The sequence below is a fragment of the Acinetobacter sp. ACZLY 512 genome (assembly GCF_023614015.1).
GTDB lineage: Bacteria > Pseudomonadota > Gammaproteobacteria > Pseudomonadales > Moraxellaceae > Acinetobacter > Acinetobacter soli.
In genome coordinates this window covers 23,485-47,136 of sequence record NZ_JAKIVI010000001.1, presented here as the reverse complement: position 1 = coordinate 47,136, position 23,652 = coordinate 23,485, and the positions used below count along the sequence as shown (strand labels likewise).

18 protein-coding genes are annotated in these 23,652 nt (G+C 41.9%); 3 read left to right on the top strand and 15 right to left on the bottom strand.

Features of this window, described 5'->3' with window-relative positions:
- Positions 1-5 precede the first annotated feature (5 nt).
- From cydB to ahcY, 8 genes are all read right to left on the bottom strand, one after another.
- Positions 6-1,151 (bottom strand): cytochrome d ubiquinol oxidase subunit II, encoded by a 1,146-nt coding sequence (cydB, locus tag L2096_RS00215; RefSeq protein ID WP_119689605.1) that lies wholly within the window; start codon positions 1,149-1,151, stop codon positions 6-8.
- Positions 1,148-2,734 carry a cytochrome ubiquinol oxidase subunit I gene (locus L2096_RS00210; RefSeq protein WP_218261816.1) on the bottom strand — a complete coding sequence of 529 codons (1,587 nt, stop codon included), beginning with the start codon at positions 2,732-2,734 and terminating at the stop codon, positions 1,148-1,150. The genes cydB and L2096_RS00210 overlap by 4 nt, the downstream gene beginning before the upstream one ends.
- The gene (gene cydP, locus L2096_RS00205; RefSeq protein WP_025094787.1) at positions 2,734-2,922 is read right to left on the bottom strand and encodes a cytochrome oxidase putative small subunit CydP; all 189 of its coding nucleotides are present in this window, start codon (positions 2,920-2,922) and stop codon (positions 2,734-2,736) included. Before cydP ends, L2096_RS00210 begins: the two co-directional genes overlap by 1 nt.
- 447 nt (positions 2,923-3,369) lie before the next feature.
- Positions 3,370-4,611, bottom strand: coding sequence for a multifunctional CCA addition/repair protein (locus tag L2096_RS00200; protein ID WP_004938575.1), 1,242 nt, complete (start codon positions 4,609-4,611; stop codon positions 3,370-3,372).
- Positions 4,612-4,698: 87 nt separating this feature from the next.
- Positions 4,699-6,969, bottom strand: a complete 2,271-nt coding sequence (locus tag L2096_RS00195; RefSeq protein WP_250364669.1) for an NADP-dependent malic enzyme — start codon at positions 6,967-6,969, stop codon at positions 4,699-4,701.
- Positions 6,970-7,239: 270 nt separating this feature from the next.
- Complete coding sequence (locus L2096_RS00190; RefSeq protein ID WP_004938569.1) at positions 7,240-7,959, bottom strand: 16S rRNA (uracil(1498)-N(3))-methyltransferase; 720 nt, start codon at positions 7,957-7,959, stop codon at positions 7,240-7,242.
- A 20-nt stretch (positions 7,960-7,979) separates the two neighbouring features.
- On the bottom strand, positions 7,980-8,816 hold the full coding sequence (gene metF, locus L2096_RS00185; protein WP_250364668.1) for a methylenetetrahydrofolate reductase [NAD(P)H]: 837 nt from the start codon (positions 8,814-8,816) through the stop codon (positions 7,980-7,982).
- Positions 8,817-8,889: 73 nt separating this feature from the next.
- Positions 8,890-10,272: an adenosylhomocysteinase gene (gene ahcY, locus L2096_RS00180; RefSeq protein ID WP_004948005.1), complete on the bottom strand. Its 1,383-nt coding sequence runs from the start codon at positions 10,270-10,272 to the stop codon at positions 8,890-8,892.
- A 233-nt stretch (positions 10,273-10,505) separates the two neighbouring features.
- Between ahcY and L2096_RS00175 the strand changes: the two genes are divergently transcribed.
- On the top strand, positions 10,506-11,048 hold the full coding sequence (locus L2096_RS00175) for a cysteine peptidase family C39 domain-containing protein (RefSeq protein WP_250364667.1): 543 nt from the start codon (positions 10,506-10,508) through the stop codon (positions 11,046-11,048).
- Between the two features lie 60 nt (positions 11,049-11,108).
- Here the strand turns inward: L2096_RS00175 and proP are convergent, their stop codons facing one another.
- Positions 11,109-12,590, bottom strand: coding sequence for a glycine betaine/L-proline transporter ProP (gene proP, locus L2096_RS00170; RefSeq protein WP_004948001.1), 1,482 nt, complete (start codon positions 12,588-12,590; stop codon positions 11,109-11,111).
- A gap of 508 nt (positions 12,591-13,098) precedes the next feature.
- On the opposite strand from proP, the gene L2096_RS00165 reads away from it, so the two are divergent.
- The gene (locus L2096_RS00165; RefSeq protein WP_104125271.1) at positions 13,099-14,151 is read left to right on the top strand and encodes a GGDEF domain-containing protein; all 1,053 of its coding nucleotides are present in this window, start codon (positions 13,099-13,101) and stop codon (positions 14,149-14,151) included.
- Here the strand turns inward: L2096_RS00165 and L2096_RS00160 are convergent.
- From L2096_RS00160 to lipA, 3 genes are all read right to left on the bottom strand, one after another.
- On the bottom strand, positions 14,148-14,540 hold the full coding sequence (locus L2096_RS00160) for a carboxymuconolactone decarboxylase family protein (RefSeq protein ID WP_151746926.1): 393 nt from the start codon (positions 14,538-14,540) through the stop codon (positions 14,148-14,150). The two genes, L2096_RS00165 and L2096_RS00160, sit on opposite strands and share 4 nt — an antisense overlap.
- Positions 14,541-14,605: 65 nt before the next feature.
- Entirely contained in the window at positions 14,606-17,104 is a 2,499-nt protein-coding gene (locus L2096_RS00155; protein WP_250364666.1) for an acyl-CoA dehydrogenase, read from the bottom strand.
- Between the two features lie 327 nt (positions 17,105-17,431).
- Positions 17,432-18,445: a lipoyl synthase gene (gene lipA / locus L2096_RS00150; protein ID WP_004947995.1), complete on the bottom strand. Its 1,014-nt coding sequence runs from the start codon at positions 18,443-18,445 to the stop codon at positions 17,432-17,434.
- Positions 18,446-18,644: 199 nt separating this feature from the next.
- Between lipA and sthA the strand changes: the two genes are divergently transcribed.
- Entirely contained in the window at positions 18,645-20,060 is a 1,416-nt protein-coding gene (gene sthA, locus L2096_RS00145) for a Si-specific NAD(P)(+) transhydrogenase (RefSeq protein ID WP_250364665.1), read from the top strand.
- Positions 20,061-20,190: 130 nt separating this feature from the next.
- Here sthA and L2096_RS00140 read toward each other — a convergent pair whose 3' ends face one another.
- From L2096_RS00140 to map, 3 genes are all read right to left on the bottom strand, one after another.
- On the bottom strand, positions 20,191-21,147 hold the full coding sequence (locus L2096_RS00140; RefSeq protein ID WP_250364664.1) for a TauD/TfdA dioxygenase family protein: 957 nt from the start codon (positions 21,145-21,147) through the stop codon (positions 20,191-20,193).
- A 249-nt stretch (positions 21,148-21,396) separates the two neighbouring features.
- Entirely contained in the window at positions 21,397-22,521 is a 1,125-nt protein-coding gene (locus L2096_RS00135; protein ID WP_004938535.1) for an OmpW/AlkL family protein, read from the bottom strand.
- 204 nt (positions 22,522-22,725) lie between these two features.
- Positions 22,726-23,550: a type I methionyl aminopeptidase gene (map, locus tag L2096_RS00130; RefSeq protein WP_250364663.1), complete on the bottom strand. Its 825-nt coding sequence runs from the start codon at positions 23,548-23,550 to the stop codon at positions 22,726-22,728.
- Between the last annotated feature and the right edge of the window lie 102 nt (positions 23,551-23,652).

Sequence of the window (23,652 nt, the reverse complement as noted above, 5' to 3'; positions counted from 1 at the left end):
CCGTCTTAATACAAATGATGTGAATGAGATTCAACATGTTGATTGGTGATGACGCCCCACATTTTGTAATACGACCACGCGGTATACAGCAAAATGAGTGGTACAAAGATACAGGCTGCAATGGTCATAACGCCCAATGTTTTTTGGCTAGAGACAGCATCCCAAAGCGTTAAACTCGAATTTGGTTGAACACTCGATGGCAGTAAAAAAGGAAAGAGCGCAAAGCCAGCAGTTAGAATGCATCCGATAATACTCAGGCTGGTTCCGGTAAAACTTAAACCTGCTTTATTTATTACGCTGCCACCAGTCGCCAGCAATGCACCTAAAATGGCGATGAGAGGAGCAAGCAATGTGACCGGATAAGTATGGTAGTTATTCATCCAGCCAGGATTTGCAGTGGTCACTACAACTTTTGCAAGAGGATTTAAAGCGGCGTTAGTGTTTATATGGCTTGCGAAGCTGTATCCGTTAATATGACCCATAAACAGCCAAACGCCTGCAACAACAAAACCCATCAGAAAAACGATAGACATATAACGTGTTGCCCGCGCTGCGCGCTTATACAGATCACCCTCTGTACGAAGCATCAGCCATGATCCACCATGTGCACATAGCATAGAGAGGCTAACCACACCACACAGCAGCGCAAATGGATTTAATAAACCAAAAAAGCTACCGCTATATGTGGAGCGTAAGGTATCGTCAAGATTAAATGGAATTCCCAAAAAGAGATTGCCAAATGCAATACCAAAAACTAAAGCAGGTACTGCACCTCCAATACAAAGCGCCCAGTCCCACGCATTACGCCATGTCGTATTTTCGAGCTTAGAACGATAATCGAACCCCACCGGTCTTAAAAAAAGCGCAAATAAGACCAAGAGTAATGCCCAGTATAGACCTGAAAATGCGACAGCGTAGACCATAGGCCAAGCAGCAAATAATGCGCCCCCTGCAGTAATAAACCAGACCTGATTGCCATCCCAATGCGGGGCAATTGTATTGATTGCGCTACGTCTTTCAGTATCCGTTTTACCAACGAAAGGCATAATGGCCATAGCCCCCATATCAAAGCCATCTGTCAGTGCAAATCCGATGAGTAATACGCCAACCAAAACCCACCAAATGATTTTTAATAGTTCGTATTCCATTATGATTTTACCTCACCAGTCGAGAACGTTTGCGGCTGTGGCTGTTCAAAGTGATATTTGCCTGTGTGCAAAGCACTTGGACCTAGTCGTGCAAATTTGATCATTAAATACATCTCAATAATCAGTAAAACGGTATAAAACGTTGCAAGCGCTAGGATTGATCCCCATACATCATGTGAAGTTAAAGTTGAAGCTGATAAATGGGTTGGTAATACTTCACCAATTGTCCAAGGTTGACGGCCGCCTTCTGCGACATACCAGCCTGTTTGTGCAGCAATCCAAGGTAAAGGAAGAGCGAAAAGCGCAAATTTGAGTAGCCAAGGTTTGTTTTCTGCATTGCGTTTTGCAACGGCCCAAGCGGCTAAAATAAACAGCAGCAACATCAGCATGCCTGCTGCAACCATGGCACGAAATGAGAAAAACAAGGCTTTTACATTTGGAATTGAATCTTTAACCGCCATTTTGATTTCGGCTTCAGAGGCATCAACAACATTGGGTGCATATTTTTTCAGTAACAGACCATAACCGAGATCTTTTTGGTTTTTCTCAAAAGAGGTCAATACTTTTAATGAACGTTCGCCAGCGCGCAACTGCTCTAAATCTCGATAAGCATGCATACCATTTCGAATCCGAATTTCATGCTGGCGCATTAAGTCCTGGATGCCGGTCACTTGCTCTGTGGTTGATCGTGTTGCAATCAAACCTAATGCATAAGGTATTTTGATTGCATAATCGGTTCGCATTTCTGTCTGATTTGGAATACCAAAGAGCGTAAAACTTGCTGGAGCCGCTTGAGTTTCCCATTCAGATTCAATTGCAGCAAGTTTGGTTTTTTGTACATCACCTAGTTCATAGCCTGACTCGTCTCCAAGCAATATGACCGACAAAATTGAGGCCATGCCAAAAATGGCAGCAATTGCAAAAGAACGGCGTGCAAAGGGAAGGTCGCGTTTTTTTAGTAAATAATAGCTTGAAATGGCCAGCACAAATACGGCGCCTGTGACATAACCAGCAGACACCGTATGAACAAACTTGACCTGTGCAACAGGGTTGAAAATTAATGCTGAGAAATCGACGAGCTCCATGCGCATTGTTTGATAATTAAATGCTGCACCCACAGGATTTTGCATCCAGCCATTGGCGACTAAAATCCACAATGCTGACATATTGGAACCAATCGCGACGAGCCACGTGACAGCAAGGTGTTGAACTTTAGATAATCTGTCCCACCCAAAGAAAAACAGGCCAATAAAGGTTGATTCAAGGAAAAAAGCCATTAAACCTTCGATTGCCAAAGGTGCGCCAAAAATGTCTCCAACATAATGAGAATAGTATGCCCAATTGGTTCCGAACTGAAACTCCATTGTTAGACCTGTGGTAACACCGAGCGCAAAATTAATCCCGAAAAGTTTTCCCCAAAACTGGGTCATATCCTTATAGATTTGTTTGCCAGAAATCACATAAGTGGTTTCCATAATCGCCAGCAGAAATGCTAGACCAAGCGTCAATGGTACAAATAAAAAATGATACATCGCAGTCATGGCAAACTGGAACCGCGAAAGATCGACAACGCTTTCTGAAATCATCAACGTGTCTCCTTGCTTGAGGATAAACTGCCAGCAATATGCTCAGCAGCGTGATGGTCAAAGTTTTTGGGAGTTGTAGGATGATCAAACCAAATAAGTTTGATTGATATTAGAAGAATTAACTTTAAGATTAATATTAAAGTTAATTCTCGAATTAGCTTTTTATCTAAATTCTGATTTGATTTCATTATTTAATCAAATAGATTGAGTTGTTATTTTTATTATTAAATAAAAAAAATTTAAAATAAATATAATTTAATAATTTATTTTAAAAAATTTAATATTAATATATAAATCAAAAACTTAAATAATAAAAAATTAATTCATATTAAAATAGTTGGAATTATATTTTAATCCTATTTAAATGGTTGGAATTAATATAATTCTGATAAAATTAGTAAGATTAATGAAGTTAATTCTGAGTGAATTAATCAGAATTAACTATATTTGTATGATATTTTAAACCAAGTATTTTGGTTGGATTAAATTGTGGATAAAATTGAATTAAATAGATAAAGATTAAAAAATAAAAAATTAGGAATGAATTGAATACATATTAAAGTATGATGTATTAATCAGAAGAAGTGACTGTCTTGATTAAAAAAGCCCCGAGTGCGAACACTCGAGGCTTTTTTTTATGAGCTATGTTCAGATCGCTCATGGCGTTGTTTAAGTGAAGCAAGCGCATCAATACGATACTGAATCAACATTTCGCCAATTTCCGGCCCCTTAATGTCAGCTGGTAAATCTTGTGCCTTGATTGAGCGGACCACTTGTATCGCCTCATATAAAAATGATGCTTGAGGATAAGGACGATTTTCGAGTCCTAAGCGTCCACGTGCATCACATTCACAGGCTTGTATAAAGGCTTCTACACGTTCAGGTCGACGTAACACATCTAAGCGTTGTAATAAACGCCATAACGTGCCGGGCTTGAGCGACATCGCTTGATGGCATTTTAAGTGTTCTTTACATACTGCAAGCGCAAGCTGTTTGGTTTGTGTTGATACTTTTAATCGATCAGACAATGCCTCGACAGGTGGGATTCCTCGCTCTTCGTGCATGATGTGCCGCGGTAGCATCTCTTTGGGGGTGAGGGCCTTACCTAAATCATGAACCAGTACCGCATAACGCACATCGAGTGAATAGTTCGCTTTACACGCTTGTCTTAAAGACATCAACGTATGAATACCACAGTCAATTTCGGGGTGATATTCTGGCCGCTGCGGTACACCAAACAGCGCATCAATTTCTGGAAAAAGTACTTTGAGTGCATCACAATCGCGTAAAACCTGAAAGTAAACATCTGCGTGCTCTTCCATCAGTGCTCGCGATGTTTCTTTCCAGACACGTTCCGCTGTTAAACATTCAAGTTCACCAGATGCACTGATCCGCTGCATAAGTTGTAAGGTTTCATCGGCAATTTGAAAGCCATATTTTGTATAGCGGGCTGCAAAACGAGCTACACGTAATACTCGTAGAGGATCTTCGACAAATGCCTCGGATACATGACGTAATATCCGGTTATTTAAATCATCTTGGCCACCATAGGGATCATAAACATTTCCAGCATCGTCCATGGCCATGGCATTGATGGTTAAATCCCGACGGATCAGATCGTCTTCTAAGCTGACTTCTGGCGCGGTGAAAAAATTGAAACCATGATAACCCGTTCCCGATTTACGTTCGGTACGGGCGAGTGCGTATTCTTCTTTTGTTTTTGGATGTAGAAAAACGGGGAAATCTTTCCCCACGGGGGTAAAACCTTGATCGAGTAATTGTTGTGGGGTTGCACCCACCACCACGTAATCTTTTTCGTGATAGGAATGACCTAAAAGCTGATCTCGAACGGCGCCGCCGACTAAATACACGTGCATGAAAAAACCTCTGTTCCTTAAGCAATCATGCTACAGAACAGAGGTTTTCACAAGTCACAAAAATGTGCTTTTCAATAAAGCAAAGGCTTATGCTTCACTTTGCTGAATTTCTGCTACAGTCAAGGCGGTCATGTTTAACACTCGACGTGTTGTTGCTGTTGGCGTCAAGATATGTACAGGTTTTGCAGCACCAAGCAAAATTGGGCCAATCGTCACGTTGTTACCAGACGTTGCTTTTAACAGGTTAAACGAAATGTTTGCCGCATCAAGATTTGGCATGATCAACAGGTTTGCAGAACCTTTAAAGCTTGAGCTTGGGAATGCAGAATGACGAATGCTCTCATCAAGTGCTGCATCACCGTGCATTTCGCCTTCAACTTCAAGCTCAGGCGCACGTTCACTGAGTAAACGATGCACTTCACGCATTTTTTGCGCGCTTGGATCATGCTGATTGCTACCAAAGCTTGAATGTGAAAGGAGTGCAACACGTGGTGTAATACCAAAACGACGCACTTCTTCAGCTGCCAGAATAGTCATTTCGACCAGTTGTTCTGCGCTTGGATTGGTATTGACATAAGTATCTGCAATAAACAAGTTACGATCTTCAAGCATCAAGGCATTGAGAGTGAAGAGCGTATTTGAACCTTCTTTAAGCCCAATAATGTTGCTAACAAAGTCTAAATGAATATCGTAGCTACTATAAGTACCGCAAAGCATACCGTCTGCTTTACCAAACTTCACCAGCATCGCTGCAATTAAGGTCGAGCGGCGACGAGCTTCACGTTGAGCATATTCAACAGTCACGCCTTTACGCTGCATAATCTGGTAGTAATCTTTCCAGAACTCTTCATAAAGCGGATTATTTTCTTGGTCAACAATTTCAACGTTTACGCCATTCTCCAAGCGAAGACCCAATTTTTTGATATTGGCTTCAATGACAGCAGTACGACCAACCAAAACAGGGAAGGCAATACCGTCATCCACTGCAATTTGTGCTGTACGTAACACGCGGTAATCTTCACCTTCAGCATATGCGATACGTTTAGGATCGGTTTTTGCCTGAGAGAAAATAGGCTTCATAATAAACGCTGAGTTATATACAAACTCAGACAGTTTTTGGCGATACGCAGAAAAATCTTCGATTGGACGAGTCGCTACGCCAGAATCCATTGCTGCTTTTGCTACGGCAGGTGCAATTTCAAGAATCAAACGTTGATCAAGCGGGCGTGGAATAAGGTAATCACGACCAAAAGATGCTGATTTCTCACCGTAAGTTGCAGCATCGGCTTCAATGTGCGCCATACGCGCAATCGCGTGAACACAAGCAATCTTCATATCTTCATTGATTGTGGTTGCGCCCACATCCAATGCGCCACGGAAAATGTACGGGAAGCACAGTGCGTTGTTTACTTGGTTTGGATAGTCTGAACGACCAGTTGCCATAATGACATCTGGACGCACAGCATGCGCATCTTCAGGTAAAATTTCAGGATCTGGGTTGGCCAAAGCAAAGATGATTGGGTTTTCAGCCATCACCTTCACCATTTCTTTGGTGAGAATACCCGCAGCTGAAAGGCCAAGGAACATATCTGCTCCCGCCATCACTTCGTGAAGTTGAGTGGCAGCAATGTCTTGAACATAACGCTTTTTAGAATCGTCCAAGCCGTCACGAGAAGTTGTGATTAGGCCGCGTGAGTCCGCAACGATGATATTTTCTTTATTTACGCCAATAGCACAAAGTAAATCTAAGCAAGAAAGTGCCGCTGCACCTGCGCCTGATGCCACAATTTTAATGTCTTCAATCTTTTTGTTGACGATTTGAAGTGCATTTAATAGGGCAGAACCGACAATAATACTTGTTCCGTGCTGATCGTCATGAAACACAGGAATGTTCATGCGTTCACGAAGTTTTTTCTCGATATAAAAACATTCTGGCGCTTTGATGTCTTCAAGGTTGATCCCACCAAAAGTAGGTTCTAACGCTGCAACAATATCCACGATTTTGTCTGGATCATTTTCATCAATTTCGATGTCAAATACATCTACACCAGCGAATTTTTTAAATAAAACGCCTTTACCTTCCATCACTGGCTTAGATGCCAAAGGTCCGATATTGCCTAGACCTAAAACAGCAGTACCATTACTGACAACGGCGACCAAGTTACCACGTGCCGTATATTTTGCAGCAGCTGAAGGATCACGTTCAATCTCTAAACATGGAGCCGCAACGCCAGGTGAGTATGCAAGTGCTAAGTCATGCTGATTGACAAGCTGCTTACTCGGCGTAACGCTGATTTTCCCCGGAGTTGGGTTTTCGTGGTAATACAAAGCAGCCTGTTTTAATGATTGATCGTCCATCTGAGTCTCGGTTGTTACAAGTGTTTAACTAGTCAAATACAGGGGGTGTAATGGGCTAAATTCAATCGAATATATCATTAGTTCGATACTTCTCACAGTCAAAAAATATCAAAATTCAATAAAGTTCGCCTTTACCTGTATAGCGAGGTCAGACCACACTGACCAGATTTTTTTTGAAAAAAACCCTGCGTGATCTAACTTATAGATTTTAGCGATTAATAGCGCATCGCTTGTTGAATATGAAGTTGAGGTGATTAGATCACCAAAATGTTAAGCACTAAAGTGATAGTTCAAAATTGATAAAGCAACTACAGGTGCGGTTTCCGTGCGTAGTACACGCTCACCAATACACCAGTTGATGAAGCCTGCTTGATTGGCCGCACTGATTTCAGATTCGCTCAAGCCACCCTCGGGGCCAATCAGTAAAGCCAGTGCCTGATTTGCATGTTGCAAAACGGGGGATTGCTCTTTTTCGGGGGCCAGTACCAATTTGGTCGCTGGAAGTGAATCAGACTGCAACCATTCATGAAGTGCAATGGGTGCTAAAATTTGAGGCACACGATTTAAACCGCATTGTTCACATGCCGCGATTGCTACACTTTGCCAATGATCCAGCTTCTTTTGATCACGATCGTATTTTAGACGCATCTCACAGCGTTCACTGGTAAGAAGTTGAATCTGATCGACTCCTAGTTCAGTGGCTTTCTGAATTGCATAATCCATACGATCGCCTTTACTCATGACCTGCCCAAGCAAGGCTTTAAAGCGTGGGCTACGATCCGTTGCATCAAATGCCTCGACTTGTACAGTGGCATTTTTTTTATTGATTTCAATAAGGCGGACATGATATTCACCGCCCTGACCATTAAAAAAAACAGCCTGATCATTCAATTGTGCGCGCAACACACGAACCCAATGATGAAATACAGACTCGGTTAACAAGAGTTGCGTGTCGACATGAAGATCTGCTTCGATAAAAAAACGGTTCATTGGGATGTGACTCAAAAAAGTTAGTTCAAACCTAAATTAACAACGAGTTGGCGAGTAGGTTCTGTGGTGTTCATGGTGTAAAAATGCAAACTTGGTGCGCCGCCATCGATGAGGCGCTCACAGAGTTTCAGGATCACTTCATGACCAAATGCTCTGATACTGCGGCTATCATCGCCGTATGCTTGTAGTTGTTTGCGAATCCAGCGCGGTATTTCTGCACCAGTACCGTCAGCAAAACGTATCAAATTACTGGCATTGGTAATCGGCATAATTCCCGGAGCGACCGGAATGGTAATGCCTTGCTTTTGAAGGCGATCTAAAAAGTAAAAATACGCATCTGGATTAAAGAAAAACTGTGTAATCGCAGAATTTGCGCCTGCATTGACTTTTTCAGTAAAACGCTGAATATCTTGATCGAATGTTTCTGCCTGAGGATGCATTTCAGGATAGGCAGCAACTTCAATATGAAAATGATCACCAGAATGCTCGCGTATAAATCTAACCAGATCTTGAGCATACGGCAGTTCGCCTAAACCCACCTGACCTGAAGGTAGATCACCACGTAATGCCACAATTTTGTTAATCCCTTGCGCAACATATAAATCAAGCAATTCGGCAATTCTGGCTTTATCATCGCCAATACACGACAAATGTGGTGCAACAGGCGTGCCTTTACCATTGAATTCTTTGATTGCTGCAAGGGTACGCTCACGTGTTGAACCGCCTGCACCATATGTAATCGAAAAAAACTCTGGCTGAAGCTGCTGTAGCTCTTGGTGTACTGTAATTAACTTTTCAGCACCAATGTCTGTTTTAGGTGGGAAAAACTCAAATGAAATTGGAACACGTTTGGTCATCATCAAATCCTTTTAACTCACTGAAACGATACCAGAAAAAAGGGCAGTCCGTTAAACGTCTGCCCTATATTTCTTAGTACTTATAAGCGTCAGACTTGTATGGACCTTCAACTGGTACACCCAGATAGTCGGCCTGAACATTTGTCAGTTGTGTAAGCACACCACCAAAGCCAACCACCATTGCAGCAGCAACTTCTTCGTCAAGTTTCTTCGGTAGTACTTCTACACGAATTTTTGCCGCTTTTTCTTCAGCAGGAAGATCAGCAAATTTTTCTTGGAACAAATGCATTTGACCCAATACTTGGTTTGCAAATGAACCATCCATCACACGTGAAGGGTGACCAGTCGCGTTGCCTAAGTTAACCAGACGGCCTTCAGAAAGCAAGATCAAGTAATCTTGGTCGTTTTCTGTGCGGTAAACTTGGTGAACTTGTGGCTTCACTTCAACCCACTTGTAACCGCGTAAGTAGTTGGTATCAATTTCGGTATCAAAGTGACCGATGTTACATACCACTGCGCCTGCTTTTAAAGTATCAAGCATTGCAGCATCACAAACATGGTAGTTACCAGTTGTGGTTACAATCAAATCGGTGTTTTGAAGAAGATCAAGGTTGATGTCTTCTTTTTTACCCGTTTGAATACCGTTTTTGTACGGTGAAACGACTTCGTAACCGTCCATGCAGGCTTGCATAGCACAAATCGGGTCGACTTCAGTCACACGTACAATCATGCCTTCTTGACGAAGTGATTGAGCAGAACCTTTACCTACATCACCATAGCCAATCACTAATGCACGGCGACCAGATAAAAACATATCGGTTGCACGTTTGATCGCATCGTTTAGAGAGTGGCGGCAACCGTATTTATTGTCATTTTTTGACTTGGTCACAGAATCATTGACGTTGATTGCAGGTACTTTCAGGCTGCCATCTTTCCACATTTCGAGCAGACGCTGAACACCAGTCGTGGTTTCTTCTGTAATCCCGTGAATACGGTCTAAAAGCGCAGGGTAGTTGGTGTGAACAAGTGCAGTTAAGTCACCGCCATCGTCCAGAATCATGTTGGCATCCCATGGTTTGCCGTTCACATTGATCTGCTGTTCAAGACACCAGTTGTATTCTTCTTCCGTCTCGCCTTTCCATGCAAATACAGGAATACCACGCGCCGCAATTGCTGCTGCTGCATGATCTTGTGTCGAGAAAATATTGCATGATGTCCAACGTACTTCTGCACCAAGTTCAACCAAAGTCTCGATAAGTACAGCAGTCTGGATGGTCATGTGAATACAACCCAGAATTTTTGCACCTGCAAGTGGTTTGTCTGCTGCATAACGCTTACGCAAACCAATCAAAGCTGGCATTTCAGCTTCTGCAAGTTTAATTTCTTTACGGCCGTATTCTGCTAAAGAGATGTCAGCAACTTTGTAATCAGTAAATGAAGCATTAACCGCGTTCATCACGATCTCCTATTAAAAAAACAAATATTGATCATTCAGTTCGCGGATGCCGTTGTTGGTCAGTTGGTGCAAGCACTTTCAATTGACCGATCGTCGAGCCTGGCGAATTGATTTTTAGTGCCAATCAATCGTCGCAGCATCCCTCGACTAGTGAAGTATTGTACTTGGAAATCACTATAGTGCCAACGCTGTTTTGTGTATGATTCGCATAAATAAACAGCGAGCTCAATTCGATGGCTTTAAATATTCCTGAATCATTACTTCATCTTGAGGCCAATTGTGGGGTTTTTTCTTTATGGATGCTGTTTCAACATCACGGTATTGAAGTGGATGTTGGCGAAATTGCAAGATTATGTCAGCACGATCCGGAGCAGGGTACTTTTACCATTGCATTGGCAGTGGCACTCGATACGCTTGGCTTTCAGGTGGCTTTTTATACCGATGAAGATCCGCATATCGATGCCAGTGAACGCAAGCTTTATCAGGAAGCACGTACGCGTGATATTGCTATAGAACCTGCAATCTCCTACGAGGCGATTCAAACAGCAATCGAACAGGGCAAAATGGCCATTGTGTCGTATGACACGCTGGATGGAGTAGGAAATCAGTCTTTGGTATATAGTATTGACGATCAAGAGATCTGTTTTTTTGATAGTTTTGACCCAATGCCAAAGCTCGTATTTGAGCATCAGCGCAAGGCCGATGGCATTTGCCGACAAGTGATCCTGATCGATGATCGTCGGGTTCAACTGATGCATTCGGGCAAGTTAAACTAAAATATTCTTTTAAATCGCATTAAAAAAGTGGGCAATATTGCCCACTTTTTTTTATATAACTTAATCGATATCTGGATGTTGTTTAGCAAGTTTGTCGCGTTTTTTTTGCAACTCATCAATTTGCTCATCAATTTGCTCGATTTTTTGTTCAATATTACCGTGATATTGCTCAAGTAACTCTTCCGCTTCATCGCTATCCACTGCCATTGGCGTTGCGCCTTTTAATGGTAAATTGGCCGTTTCTTTCAGATAAATTGCGGTGATAATTCCAAATACACCACAGACCATCAGATAATAAGCTGGAATCATAATATTGTGTGTGGTTTCAACCAAAGTGGCTGTAATGGTTGGCGTCAAACCGGCAATGACAACAGAAATATTAAAGGCAATTGCAAGCGCGCTATAGCGGATTTCGGTTGGAAATAATGCAGGCAGGGTAGATGCCATTACACCAATCAACATATTTAATGACAGCGCTAAAATTAATAAGCCTAAAAAGATCAATAGGGTGTTGTTGGTGTCGAGTAATACAAATGCAGGATAAGCAAACAACACAAGCGCAATACTGCCCGCAAATACAAATGGTCTACGTCCGATTTTATCGCTCAGCATACCCACAAACGGCTGTACAAATAACATACCCACCATAACTGCGATAATGATCAGCACGCCATGATCTTCTGAATAGCCTAAGTTATGCGAAAAGTAGCTAGGCAAGTACGTAAGTAGCATGTAGTAGGTGACATTGGTACAAATAACCAGACCCACGCACACCATTAAACTACGTTTATGCTGACGCAAGATTTGCATAAATCCAATTTTTTTCGGTTTTTTTAATTGGCTTTGAGTTTCAGTATGGGCTTGAAATGTAGGTGTTTCATCTAAGCTATGGCGTAAATACAATCCAATCAGACCCAAAGGCAGCGCAAGATAAAACGGAATTCTCCAGCCCCATTCCATAAAGGCATTTTCGCCTACGGCGAAGCTAATGACTGAAACAACACCTGCACCGACCACAAAACCCAAAATAGAGCCAAAATCTAACCAGCTCCCCATGAAGCCGCGTTTACGATCTGGAGAATACTCGGCCACAAAGATTGCGGCGCCTGCATACTCACCGCCTACGGAAAAGCCCTGCGCAATTTTCACAATTAACAGTAAAATTGGTGCCCATATTCCAATGCTTTCATAAGAGGGAATTAAGCCAATACCAAAAGTACTCACAGACATGATGATAATGGTGATCGCTAAAACTTTTTGCCGGCCATATTTATCGCCTAAACGACCAAAAAAAAGCCCCCCAAGAGGCCTGAAAATAAAAGGAATAGAGAAAGTGGCCAGTGCTGCAATCATTTGAACACTGGGTGAAGCATTTGGAAAAAATACTTTACCTAAGATATAGGCGACGTAGCCGTATACACCAAAATCAAACCATTCGATTGCATTCCCCAGAGCTGCAGCCTTAATGGCTTTTTTGGTCTTGTCGTAGTCGACAATCTCGACATCATCAATACCGAGTGGTGTTGTTGTTTTTCTAGACATGAATCAACGGTTCCTTGTGGTTAAACTCACTTTAACTTTTTAACAAAGTAAAGTGATGTTTAGAGAACATAAGCATAAAATCGAACCAATAATCAGTTTGTTGCGCAATCAAAATGGCAAATTTGGCTGTTTTAACTGTGCTTAAACTAATTAAATATCAATTGATTATAAGTTTAAGACGAACACGCGATCTGATGTGTTGCATGATCATGAACAATCTGTACATGCTGTACGTGTTTTATGTAAAAAAATTTAAATTACTTTGGTATTAAGCAAAATGATAAATATTTATCGTAATTTTTTAGTTTGGCTGTAGGATTCAATCTCATTGAATAATATGTGATATATATCAGGTTTTTGGATATCGCATATTAAAAAAAAGGAATTATGAAGTAAAGCTATTATATTTCTCTAAAAAGACAGTTAGAATTAATAATGACAAAAGTGATGGATTTACTTTTTCAGAACGTATAGGCAGTTACTTTCAATTTTTATATAGCAGCCGATCATGCCATACATAAAAACGGACAACACAATTTTAATGACGCGTCGAAAACGTTATGTTTTTCGAATCTTTGTAATGCGTCAAGTTGGCTCATTGCTGTGCTTCATGTCAATCGCATCGGTTCTGTATTTTTTAAATTATCAATACGAGTTTTATGTGTTATTGGCTTTTAATGCATTAATTTGGCCTTTAACTGCCTATGTAATTGCGATGAATTCCTCAAATGTGGTGCGCTTAACCAATATCAGTTTGATTATTGACGGTGCATTGGGTGGCTTCTGGATCGCAATGATGCAATTGAGTCCTTTTCCCTCGTTGATATTATTGGCAATTTTAATTTCAGATCGATATGCAGCGGGTGGATGGAAGATTCTAAGACCTTCGCTCATCGCACTATTTATTACACTGATTATGGTGTGGGGATTGGCTGGCTTTAAGCTAAATCTCGCGTTGAGCCCCCAAATGGTGTGGTGGTCATTACCATTGGCGACGATCTATTTGATGTCGCTAAGTGTGCTCACCCGTAATCTGGCAATCCAATTAATTGATAAAAACCATGAATATGAGCGTATTGCGTTAATAGATCCCCGACTACAAATTCCCAATCGAAGGTTGTTTGAGCAACGTTTAGCAACGACTTTTGCTCAGACGCAAAATAGTAGCGTGACCGCACATTTACTGCTTCTGGATGTAGATTATTTCAAACACATCAACGATAACTATGGTCACGATGAAGGTGATTACTTTTTAAGTCAGATGTCAGACCTTTTACGACAAATGAGTGGACCTGAAGATACACCGGCTCGGTTTGGTGGGGATGAACTGGCGATTATTGTTATGAATCGATCTGATGAGGATGTTATTCAGTTGGCACAAAACATTCAATCTGCTGTACAGCAGATTAGATTGTCGACAGATTCAGCTTTTTTTACCACAGTCAGTATCGGGATTGCCTCATCTGAGAGTGCACAGTCTGTCTCAGACTGGTTTGGTGTCGCAGATAAGGCGCTATATCTGGTCAAACGACATGGAAGAAACGGTATCCAGTTGTTTTAATCAGATTGCTTGAGTTGATACTCCTCAATTACTTCAAGCGCCGCACGAAACGCTTCTTGTGCTGCTGGTGCGCCGCAATATGGCAATGAGTGCAGCAAGGTTTCCTGAATTTCTTCTACAGTGCATCCATTGTTCAATGCACCGCGAACATGACCTTTGAGTTCAGTGGGAGCTTTGAGTGCTGTCAGCATCGCTAGAGTAATCAATGAGCGGTATTTGCGTGGTAAAACACCGTCACGTTGCCATGTCGAGCCCCATGCATGTTCGTTAATCCAATCCTGCAATGGTGCTGTAAAAGGTACGGTATTGTCTTGGGCACGTTTAACAAAGTGCTCGCCCATGACTTCGGTGCGTACTTTCAGTCCATTGTTATAGTCGTCTCGTGACATTTCGATTTTCCTCTCAATAAAATAAAAGCGTCCGAAGACGCTTTTACCATAATCTATCGATTGAGTTAAATACGATCAAGATCGAAGGTTGCTTCGCCTGTTCGTGGAAGATGAGGATTATCCAGCTCTAAATCTTCCTTAAGTTGCATATCAAACACATCGGTGAGCATGCTGTCGAAGCGTTTTGCATTATAGACAATCAGGCTTTGTGCTTCAGATTCAGTAATAAAACCCTGACTCACCGCATTTGTAATGTGCTCTTCAAAAGTAAGACCTTTAAACTGATCTTTAGATTCAGCTTTTTTAAACTTATGCCAGAGTGGTTCAATTTGCAGGAGCATCTGGAACGTAGACTCAAGTCGACCTGTCACATCATATGGATCTTGTGTATAGAACACATGCTTTTTAAGCTCGGCACGGAAAGGATTTTCTTTAATCATCAAATCCGCTACAGCTTGTTTAAGATCATCACTTGGTTCGGAGAGTGGACGACCAAGCGGGAAGCACACGAATTTGACCAAAGCTGCACCCAGTTTGACCGGAAAGTTTTCAAATAACCCAAAAAATGCTTCTTGAACGGTATAAAGTGATTTTTCCAGTGCTAATTTTGCATGCAGTTGTTCTGCTTCCGATTTTGTACCATAAGCGTAGTATTTCAAAATCGCACTGGCAATGAAGATATGCGCGTGGATATCGGCCAAACGACCCGAAAGCATTTCTTTACGTTTAATATCACCTGCCAGTAGTCCCAAAGACATATCCGCAGTCAGTGCAAGATTGGCGCTAAAGCGATTGATGATCTTGTAATAAGGCTGGGTAAAGTCATCCGAAATGACGGGTGAATCGCTTGATCCCCCGGTAAACCCATAAGCAAATGAGCGCGCCCCACGATTAAAGGTATATCCAAGATGCTTAAACAAAATCTCATGAAACTGCTTGATCGCAGATTGCTTGTCGTTCGATTGAAGCAGTTGTAGTTCATCAAACAAGTAGGGATGACAGCGCATCGAACCCTGCCCAAAGATCATCAAGGAGCGGGTAAGAATATTGGCGCCTTCAACTGTAATTGCAACTGGAATGGCTTGATAAGACAGAGCCAAAAAGTTACGTGGTCCAAGCTGAATCGCACGTCCGCCGACAACATCCATACCATGGTTGATAACTTTACGCATAGTTTCAGTGGCGTAATATTTCGCCATGGCGGTCATGACAGCAGGTTTGCCGCCTTCATTTAGACCACAGGTCACAAAGTAGCGAAATGCCTCAAGCATATACGTATCGCTGGCAATATCACTGGTGGCTTCTTGTACACCTTCAAACTTACCTACAGAGAGTTTGAACTGTTCGCGTACTTTAGCAAATGCACCCACCGTCAAATAGCTCATTTCGCCTGCAGACGTTGCAAGTGCAGGAAGTGAAATACCACGGCCAACACCGAGACACTCCATGAGCATACGCCAGCCACGCCCAGCATTTTTAGGGCCACCGATAATCCAGTCGATTGGAATAAAAACATCACGGCCTTCTACAGTACCATTCATAAATGGCGAGCCAGGATAGTGCCGCGCACCAATCTGAATTCCGTGATGTGTGGCAGGAATTAAGGCACAGGTAATGCCATATTCATTTTTAGACGTATCGCCAAGCAATCCATCCGGATCATAAAGTTTAAATGCCAGACCCACCACAGTCGCAACTGGTGCGAGGGTAATCCAACGTTTAGAGAAATTCATACGTAAGCCAAGAACTTCCTGACCTTCGTATTCGCCGTAACACACTACACCTGTGTCGGGAATTGCACCAGCATCTGAACCGGCCTCTGGACTTGTTAGACCAAAACATGGAATTTCTGTACCAGCAGCCAAACCCGGCAAGTAGCGTTGCTTTTGTTCGTCTGTGCCGTAGTGCATCAAAAGCTCACCTGGTCCCAATGAGTTTGGCACCATACAACTTACAGCAGCGGTGAGGGAGCGAGAAGCAATTTTACTCATGATGCGGCTTTGCGCAAATGAACTAAATTCTTTACCGCCGTAAGATTTAGGAATAATTAAACTTAAAAAACCTTTATCTTTAATGAATTGCCATACATGCTCGGGTAAATCTTTACCTTTATGATGAATTTCCCATTCATCTAACATGCTACAAAGCTGTTCAACTTCAGTGTCCAGATAGGCTTGCTCTTCTTCAGATAATTGTGGAAAAGTATAGGCATTGAATGTATTCCAATCAGGTGCGCCTGTAAAAAGTTCTTTTTCCCACCAGCTGGTGCCTGCTTCAAGCGCTTCTTGTTCTGTTGTGCTGATGCTTGGCATTGAGTTGGCTAGAGTTTTATAGGCAGGTTTAGTGATCAGACCAAAGCGTAATGGATCGACCAGCAAGATGACGCTGAGCAGAATAAGTGGAATACCTAACAAGAGTGACCATGCAGTAAATACAAAAGCACAGGCCAAGGCCACAATAATGGTCACAATACTTCCGACACTTCTGGAAATGCTGAAATAAAATACAGCCCAAACAGTGAAGATTTGTACCAGTAGAGCAACGATAAACAGGAAAAAAGTCATACTTACTCCTTGGGTTGTTGCATTTAGAATTAAAATTAATGCGCTAACAGGTAACTAAAACAGGAACTTCTTTATTTGAATCAATGACGCGATTTGTCGTTTTTAGGGGCAATCTGATTAATCATGAATTAATTTTGTATTTCCCTTTATATTGATCAAGATAAACAAGTTATTTTTGTACTTTCAATGACTATTGTATATTAAAATGTAAAAAATGTGAGCTATGTTGTTGATTTGTCACAAAACGTTAAACTAATTTGGCGTTTTTTCAACAAAAAAAGCCTCTCAAAGTGAGAGGCTTTTTTCGACTTTGAAGCTAAACTAAATTTAGGCTTCGATAGTTTGTACATTAATTTTTTTGGCTGGATCTGCTTTACGACGAACAGCAGGGACTGGCTCACCATGATACTGACGATCTGCAAAGTAGCTTGAACGTACCATTGGTGCCGACCAGATATTACGAAAACCGAGTTTACGACCATGCTCTGCATAGCGCTCAAACTCTTCTGGGCTAACAAATCGATCGATCGGTGCGTGCTGTTTAGAGGGTTGTAGATATTGCCCGATCGTGACGTAATCGACATCATGCGCACGCAGATCATCAAGTAGAGCAATCACTTCTTCTTCAGTTTCGCCAATCCCCACCATCAAGCCACATTTGGTTGGAATATCTGGGCAATATTCTTTAAACATCTTAAGTAATGTTAAAGAATGCTGATAATCAGAACCTGGACGCATTGCTTTGTATAAGCGTGGAACCGTTTCGATATTATGGTTAAACACATCTGGCGGACATTCAGTCATGATTCGAAGCGCAATATCCATACGACCACGGAAATCTGGTACCAGAATTTCAAGTAAGGTGGTCGGGCTTAATGCGCGCGCTTCTTTAATACAGTCGACAAAGTGCTGTGCACCGCCGTCTAGAAGATCATCACGGTCAACAGAGGTAATCACCGCGTATTTAAGCTTTAAATTGGCAATGGTTTCTGCCATGTGGCGAGGTTCATCTGCATCTAGTGCATTTGGTCGACCGTGTGCAACATCACAAAACGGACAGCGGCGCGTACAGATATCGCCCATGATCATGAAGGTTGCTGTGCCACCACCAAAACATTCAGGCAGATTCGGACAAGCAGCTTCTTCACATACCGTGTGAAGTTTTTGTGCACGTAAAGTGGTCTTAATTCGTTGCACCTCTTCTGGTGCCGTCATTTTGACGCGAATCCAGTCTGGCTTGCGCGGTACTTCAACCGTAGGAACAACTTTTACAGGAATTCGGGCTACTTTTTCCGCACCACGTAGTTTTACACCCTGTTCAGGTTTACGGTTTTCAGACATAGTTAACAATTCCAATGTTATTCGCGAGAATTTTAATTGACATTATTATAACGGACTTAGTCTAAAATGGGGCAAATTCATTATTCATATAAAAAATGTCGTTATTGCATAATATAGGCTTGAGAAATACATTATTGGGCAGCATAGTGCCCCTATTTATTATAAAATGTTTCAACTGATCGGATTGAAGGAGCTTTAAATGCCACGTAAGAAAGAGGTCGTTAATGGGAATTTCATCAGATATGATGCGTTAGTTCTCGGTTCAGGACCTGCGGGCGAAGGCGCGGCAATGAAGCTTGCAAAAGCAGGTAAGCGTGTTGCAATTGTAGATATTCGTGAACAGATGGGTGGAAACTGTACCCATGTCGGAACGATTCCGAGTAAGGCATTGCGTCAGACAGTATCAAGTATTATTCGTTATCAACGTGATCCAATGTTTCAAAAAGTGGGTGAATGGAAAAAATTCACCATGAAACAGGTACTCAGTAATGCCCATCGCGTGATTCAGCAACAAGTATCTACACATACTCGTTTTTACGATCGAAACAATATTGATGTGTTCAATGGTCGTGCATACATTCAAGATCAAAATACGGTGTTGGTGTTTACGCCTGAAGGAATCAAAGAAACCATTATTTTTGATCAACTTGTGATTGCGACCGGTAGCCGTCCTTATCAACCCAAAGGTCTAGACTTTAATCATAAACGTGTGTTTGATTCAGACAAGATTCTAGATCTCGACTACACCATTCATAAAATTATTATCTACGGCGCAGGCGTAATTGGCTGTGAATATGCATCAATTTTTATTGGTTTGAATCACAAAGTCGATTTGATTAACACGCAACATAAGCTTCTGAGCTATCTCGATGATGAAATTGCCGATGCATTGTCATATCACTTACGTGAACAAGGCGTGCTGATTCGTCATAATGAACAAATTGATTATCTGGAAACGCACGATGATTATGTGGTGTTACATTTACAAAGTGGTAAAAAAATCAAAGCCGATGCGATTTTGTGGTGTAACGGACGCTCAGGTAATACCGATGGTTTGGGCTTAGAAAATGTTGGCCTGAAACCAAATGGCCGTGGCCAGCTGGCAGTGAACGAGAAATATCAGACTGAAGTTGAAAATATCTATGCCGCGGGCGATGTCGTAGGTTGGCCATCTCTAGCATCAGCAGCTTATGACCAAGGGCGCTGTGCCGGTGCAAATATGAGTGGCGAAGAAAACGTAAAACCTGTAACCGATATTCCAACTGGTATTTATACCATTCCAGAAATTTCGTGTTTTGGTAAAACTGAGCAAGAGCTGACAGAAGAAAAAATTCCTTACGAAGTAGGACAATCATCGTTTCGTCATTTGGCGCGCGCACAAATTACGGGTGATACTGTGGGCGAGCTTAAAATCTTGTTCCACCGCGATAGCTTGGAAATTTTAGGGATTCATTGTTTTGGTAATAATGCGTCTGAAATTATTCACATTGGTCAGGCTGTAATGCAAAGTCCAAATAATACATTAAAGTATTTTATGGAAACGACCTTTAACTATCCGACCATGGCTGAAGCCTACCGTGTTGCAGCATTGAATGGTCTAAATCGTTTATTTTAAGATTTAAACTTGAGTATGATGTAGCTAAAAATGAAGCCCGTCGTTTGACGGGCTTTTGCGTTGATAAGTTGAACATTATTTTTGTTTTTTATTTTTATTAGATCAAAAAAATTTGATACTTTTATGACAATTAGAACGGACGACCACCAGCCAGACTAATACGTTTTAATAAGCGTCGCTGCTCTGAAGGAAAGGGCTCACGCGCATGTAAGGTAACTTGATTGTCCCAAAACACGATATCTCCGACTTCCCAATCATGCGTATAGCGAAATTCAGGTTGAGCCAAATGTTCTCGTAAGTGTGCAATTAATTCTGCCCCGGCAATATCATTGTAATTTACCAGTTCAACTTCATTTTTTGCACTGAGCCAAAGAGCTGATCTGCCAGATTCTGCATGTGTCCGAATCAGTGGGTGAGGATAAGCATGACCCACGACAGGCTGATCATCAAAACGATACAATGGAGTATGCCCATTAGCTTTTGAACCGTTGTTGCTTTGAGCGCGTACAAATGGATTGTAAGTAATCAATTGCAGTGAACGAATATGTTGTTTGAGATCGTCGTCGAGTGCTTCATAGGCTGCAATGGTATTGATCCATGATGTTTTTCCACCCGCTTTGGGTAATTCAATTGCATACAGCAATGAACCAAAAGAGGGTAGAGGTGTCCATTGGTGATCGGCATGGGGTGCCAGTTCGCCGTGCCCTGTATAGTCGCCTTGCCCCACGGCATTAGATACGGGTACAACGTCGGGTGGTACGCCTGTTTCCAGATCATATCCCAAGACGGGATTGTCTTTGCTTGGCCGGAAAATTGAGCCAAAATAACTGGCAAATGCTAAAAACTGTAAATCATCGAGTTGCTGTTTTTTAAAAATAAGTACCAGATGCTGGGCCAAAGCCTGTTTTAACTTAAAGATGGTTTCGCCAGTTTGCGCTTTTTTTGCATCGAGTCCAGTCACAATAGCACCCAAAGCAGCATGCTCAAGTGGTTGAATCTGAATTTCTTCACTAGGTTGAAGATGTTTAGGTTCATGCCAGCGCGGCGCATTATGGATCGCTTGTGAGAGTGGTGTGAGACTGCTCATGTAAATCTACTCGTATTCTAATTTGGCTGGTTTTGAGCATATGAAATCCCATGCAAACAATGAAATGATAAAAAGTGCATAGATTATGAAAAGCTGGAATCTTAGTGCAGTCTCTTGTTTTTTTATCTATTTATTATTATCAGATAACAATAGTCACACTCGGCACTCTTTCTTTTTAATCTCGCTTATGTGAAAAAAAAGCAACCGAAGTTGCTTTTAATTTGTATTTAAAACAGCTTAATCTTGCATTTAGAAGCGATAACCGACACCGACATAAGTAATGATTGGATCAATATCGATTTTTGTTTTTGAGTTGATTAGCTCTGCGCCAGTATTACCATCGGTAACCGTAATTTTTGCTTCACTGTTAAGTTTGGCATAAGACACAGAACCCACTGCGAACCAGCTATCATTAAAGTCGTAGGTCGCACCCACTGTGGCAATCGGTGCGAATGCATCAGCTGCATCTACTTTTACCACTGGATTGGCGCTTGATGTTTTTTTATCTAATGCTGCGCCCGCTTTGTTGTCCTGAATATTCCGGATCATATTACCTGCGGTGATCAGATCAGATTCAATCCCAGGGTTTAGCTTAATGTCATTAAAATAGGCATACATCACGCCCACTCCCACATAGGGTCTGAATTTATTTACACCAGATTTACCAAACTGGTACTGTAGTTCTGCTGCAGGTAACCATGCTCGTACAGATGAAGCACGCTTTCCTTGAGATAAATCTGTAATTTTGATGTCTTGTTTTAGTGGGATATTACCACCTGCTGAACCAATAATATTACCCAAGGCATTACCCAGCAACGAACCGTCTTTTAGGGGAGTGGCAGCGCCAGAGAGGGGTGCATAAATTGTACCTTTACCTAAAATATCGACCTTAGGCGGGATACCACCTTTAATCTCAAGCGATAAATTATCGGTAAAATTATAGTTAAACAGTAGGCCAAGAGTATCGACATCATCGGCTTCAAGGCCTGAATTTGGTGCTTCCCATTGTGACAAGCCGTTGATGGTTGCAGTACCAGATAATGCCGCAGGTAAGGTATTACCTCCAAGTAAGCCCTTATAGCCTGAATTAAGTAGGGTATACCATGCCTTACCCGAAACAGTGCTTTGGTCAATGGCATTGAGTACGCTATCCGTCGAGACATCACCTACTTTAGACTGTGTACCTTCGGCAATTGGGGTATTGATTCTAACGGGGTTGGCTTTCCCTTGTGGCATGGCATGTAACCAGCCCGCAGAAACGGAAAAGCGTTTAAATCCATCGCCATCTTTTAAGCTAAAGTAAGGTGAGGCAGCATGGCTATGCGCAGAAATGAATAAGAGGCTTGTCATTAAGCCAGCAAAAGATTTGTTCATCTGAAGGGACTCCATGTCCAGTTTTTGTGATCATTTTTCTAAAAAACATCTTAAATGTTAAAACGAGCAGATCCTGTAAAATAAAATATTTCATATGTAGCAAAAAAGAAATGAAGTTTGGAATTATGAAGGAAATATGAATGAACGCTAAAGTCAATAAAAAAGGCCATCTTGATGGCCTTTTAAACACGCAAATTTTAAGTTTTACATAAAACGAGACAAATCTTCTTCAGGACGAGCAGTGAGCACTTCGAGTCCGGTTTCAGTCACCAAAATCGTGTGTTCAAACTGTGCAGAGAGCTTGTGGTCTTTGGTGACCACAGTCCATTTGTCGCCAAGCAATTTGGTTTGCCAAACACCAGCGTTGACCATTGGCTCAATGGTAAAAGTCATGCCTGCTTCGAGTTGCATGCCGGTGCCTTTCTGACCGTAGTGTAAAACTTGTGGCTCATCATGGAATACAGTCCCGATACCATGACCACAATATTCACGCACCACACTGAAACGCTCAGATTCGACATACTTTTGAATGGCATGACCAATGTCGCCAATAAATGAGCCGGCACGAACCGTTTGCATGCCGCGGTACATGGCTTCTTGTGCCACATTGCATAAACGATTTGCTAGAATTGAAGTTTCTCCACCTACCACATACATCATGTTGGTGTCGCCATGGTAACCATCTTTAATCACAGTTACGTCGATATTTAAAATATCGCCTTTTTTGAGAATCTTTTCAGCAGATGGAATCCCGTGACACACCACGTGGTTAACAGAGGTACAAATGGTGTGCTGAAACGCTGGACGACCTGGCGCTGCGCCATAGCCCAGACATGCCGGAATGGCCTGTTGAACATTGACGATATGATCATGACAGATTCGATCCAGCTCAAGCGTGCTCACGCCTGGCTGAATATACGGTTTAATCATGTCAAGAACTTCAGCCGCCAGTCGTCCTGCGATACGCATTTTTTCAATTTCTTCAGGAGTTTTAATCAGTCGACTTGGAGCCGTGTGCGTACTATTCATGATACTTAAAAACTTTTGGTAATTTCAAAGCAGTTATGGTATAAATACCCGCCCATTTTATCAAATGCTTTTCGTGAATATATTTTATGAATTGCGTAGATG

Coding starts and splice junctions, on each gene's coding strand:
- L2096_RS00210 (WP_218261816.1), bottom strand. CDS start 2,734: ATGATTTCAGAAAGCGTTGTCGATCTTTCGCGGTTCCAGTTTGCCATG.
- cydP (WP_025094787.1), bottom strand. CDS start 2,922: ATGAAATCAAATCAGAATTTAGATAAAAAGCTAATTCGAGAATTAACT.
- L2096_RS00200 (WP_004938575.1), bottom strand. CDS start 4,611: ATGCACGTGTATTTAGTCGGCGGCGCCGTTCGAGATCAGCTTTTAGGT.
- L2096_RS00195 (WP_250364669.1), bottom strand. CDS start 6,969: ATGGACGATCAATCATTAAAACAGGCTGCTTTGTATTACCACGAAAAC.
- L2096_RS00190 (WP_004938569.1), bottom strand. CDS start 7,959: ATGAACCGTTTTTTTATCGAAGCAGATCTTCATGTCGACACGCAACTC.
- metF (WP_250364668.1), bottom strand. CDS start 8,816: ATGACCAAACGTGTTCCAATTTCATTTGAGTTTTTCCCACCTAAAACA.
- ahcY (WP_004948005.1), bottom strand. CDS start 10,272: ATGAACGCGGTTAATGCTTCATTTACTGATTACAAAGTTGCTGACATC.
- L2096_RS00175 (WP_250364667.1), top strand. CDS start 10,506: ATGGCTTTAAATATTCCTGAATCATTACTTCATCTTGAGGCCAATTGT.
- proP (WP_004948001.1), bottom strand. CDS start 12,590: ATGTCTAGAAAAACAACAACACCACTCGGTATTGATGATGTCGAGATT.
- L2096_RS00165 (WP_104125271.1), top strand. CDS start 13,099: ATGCCATACATAAAAACGGACAACACAATTTTAATGACGCGTCGAAAA.
- L2096_RS00160 (WP_151746926.1), bottom strand. CDS start 14,540: ATGTCACGAGACGACTATAACAATGGACTGAAAGTACGCACCGAAGTC.
- L2096_RS00155 (WP_250364666.1), bottom strand. CDS start 17,104: ATGACTTTTTTCCTGTTTATCGTTGCTCTACTGGTACAAATCTTCACT.
- lipA (WP_004947995.1), bottom strand. CDS start 18,445: ATGTCTGAAAACCGTAAACCTGAACAGGGTGTAAAACTACGTGGTGCG.
- sthA (WP_250364665.1), top strand. CDS start 18,645: ATGCCACGTAAGAAAGAGGTCGTTAATGGGAATTTCATCAGATATGAT.
- L2096_RS00140 (WP_250364664.1), bottom strand. CDS start 21,147: ATGAGCAGTCTCACACCACTCTCACAAGCGATCCATAATGCGCCGCGC.
- L2096_RS00135 (WP_004938535.1), bottom strand. CDS start 22,521: ATGAACAAATCTTTTGCTGGCTTAATGACAAGCCTCTTATTCATTTCT.
- map (WP_250364663.1), bottom strand. CDS start 23,550: ATGAATAGTACGCACACGGCTCCAAGTCGACTGATTAAAACTCCTGAA.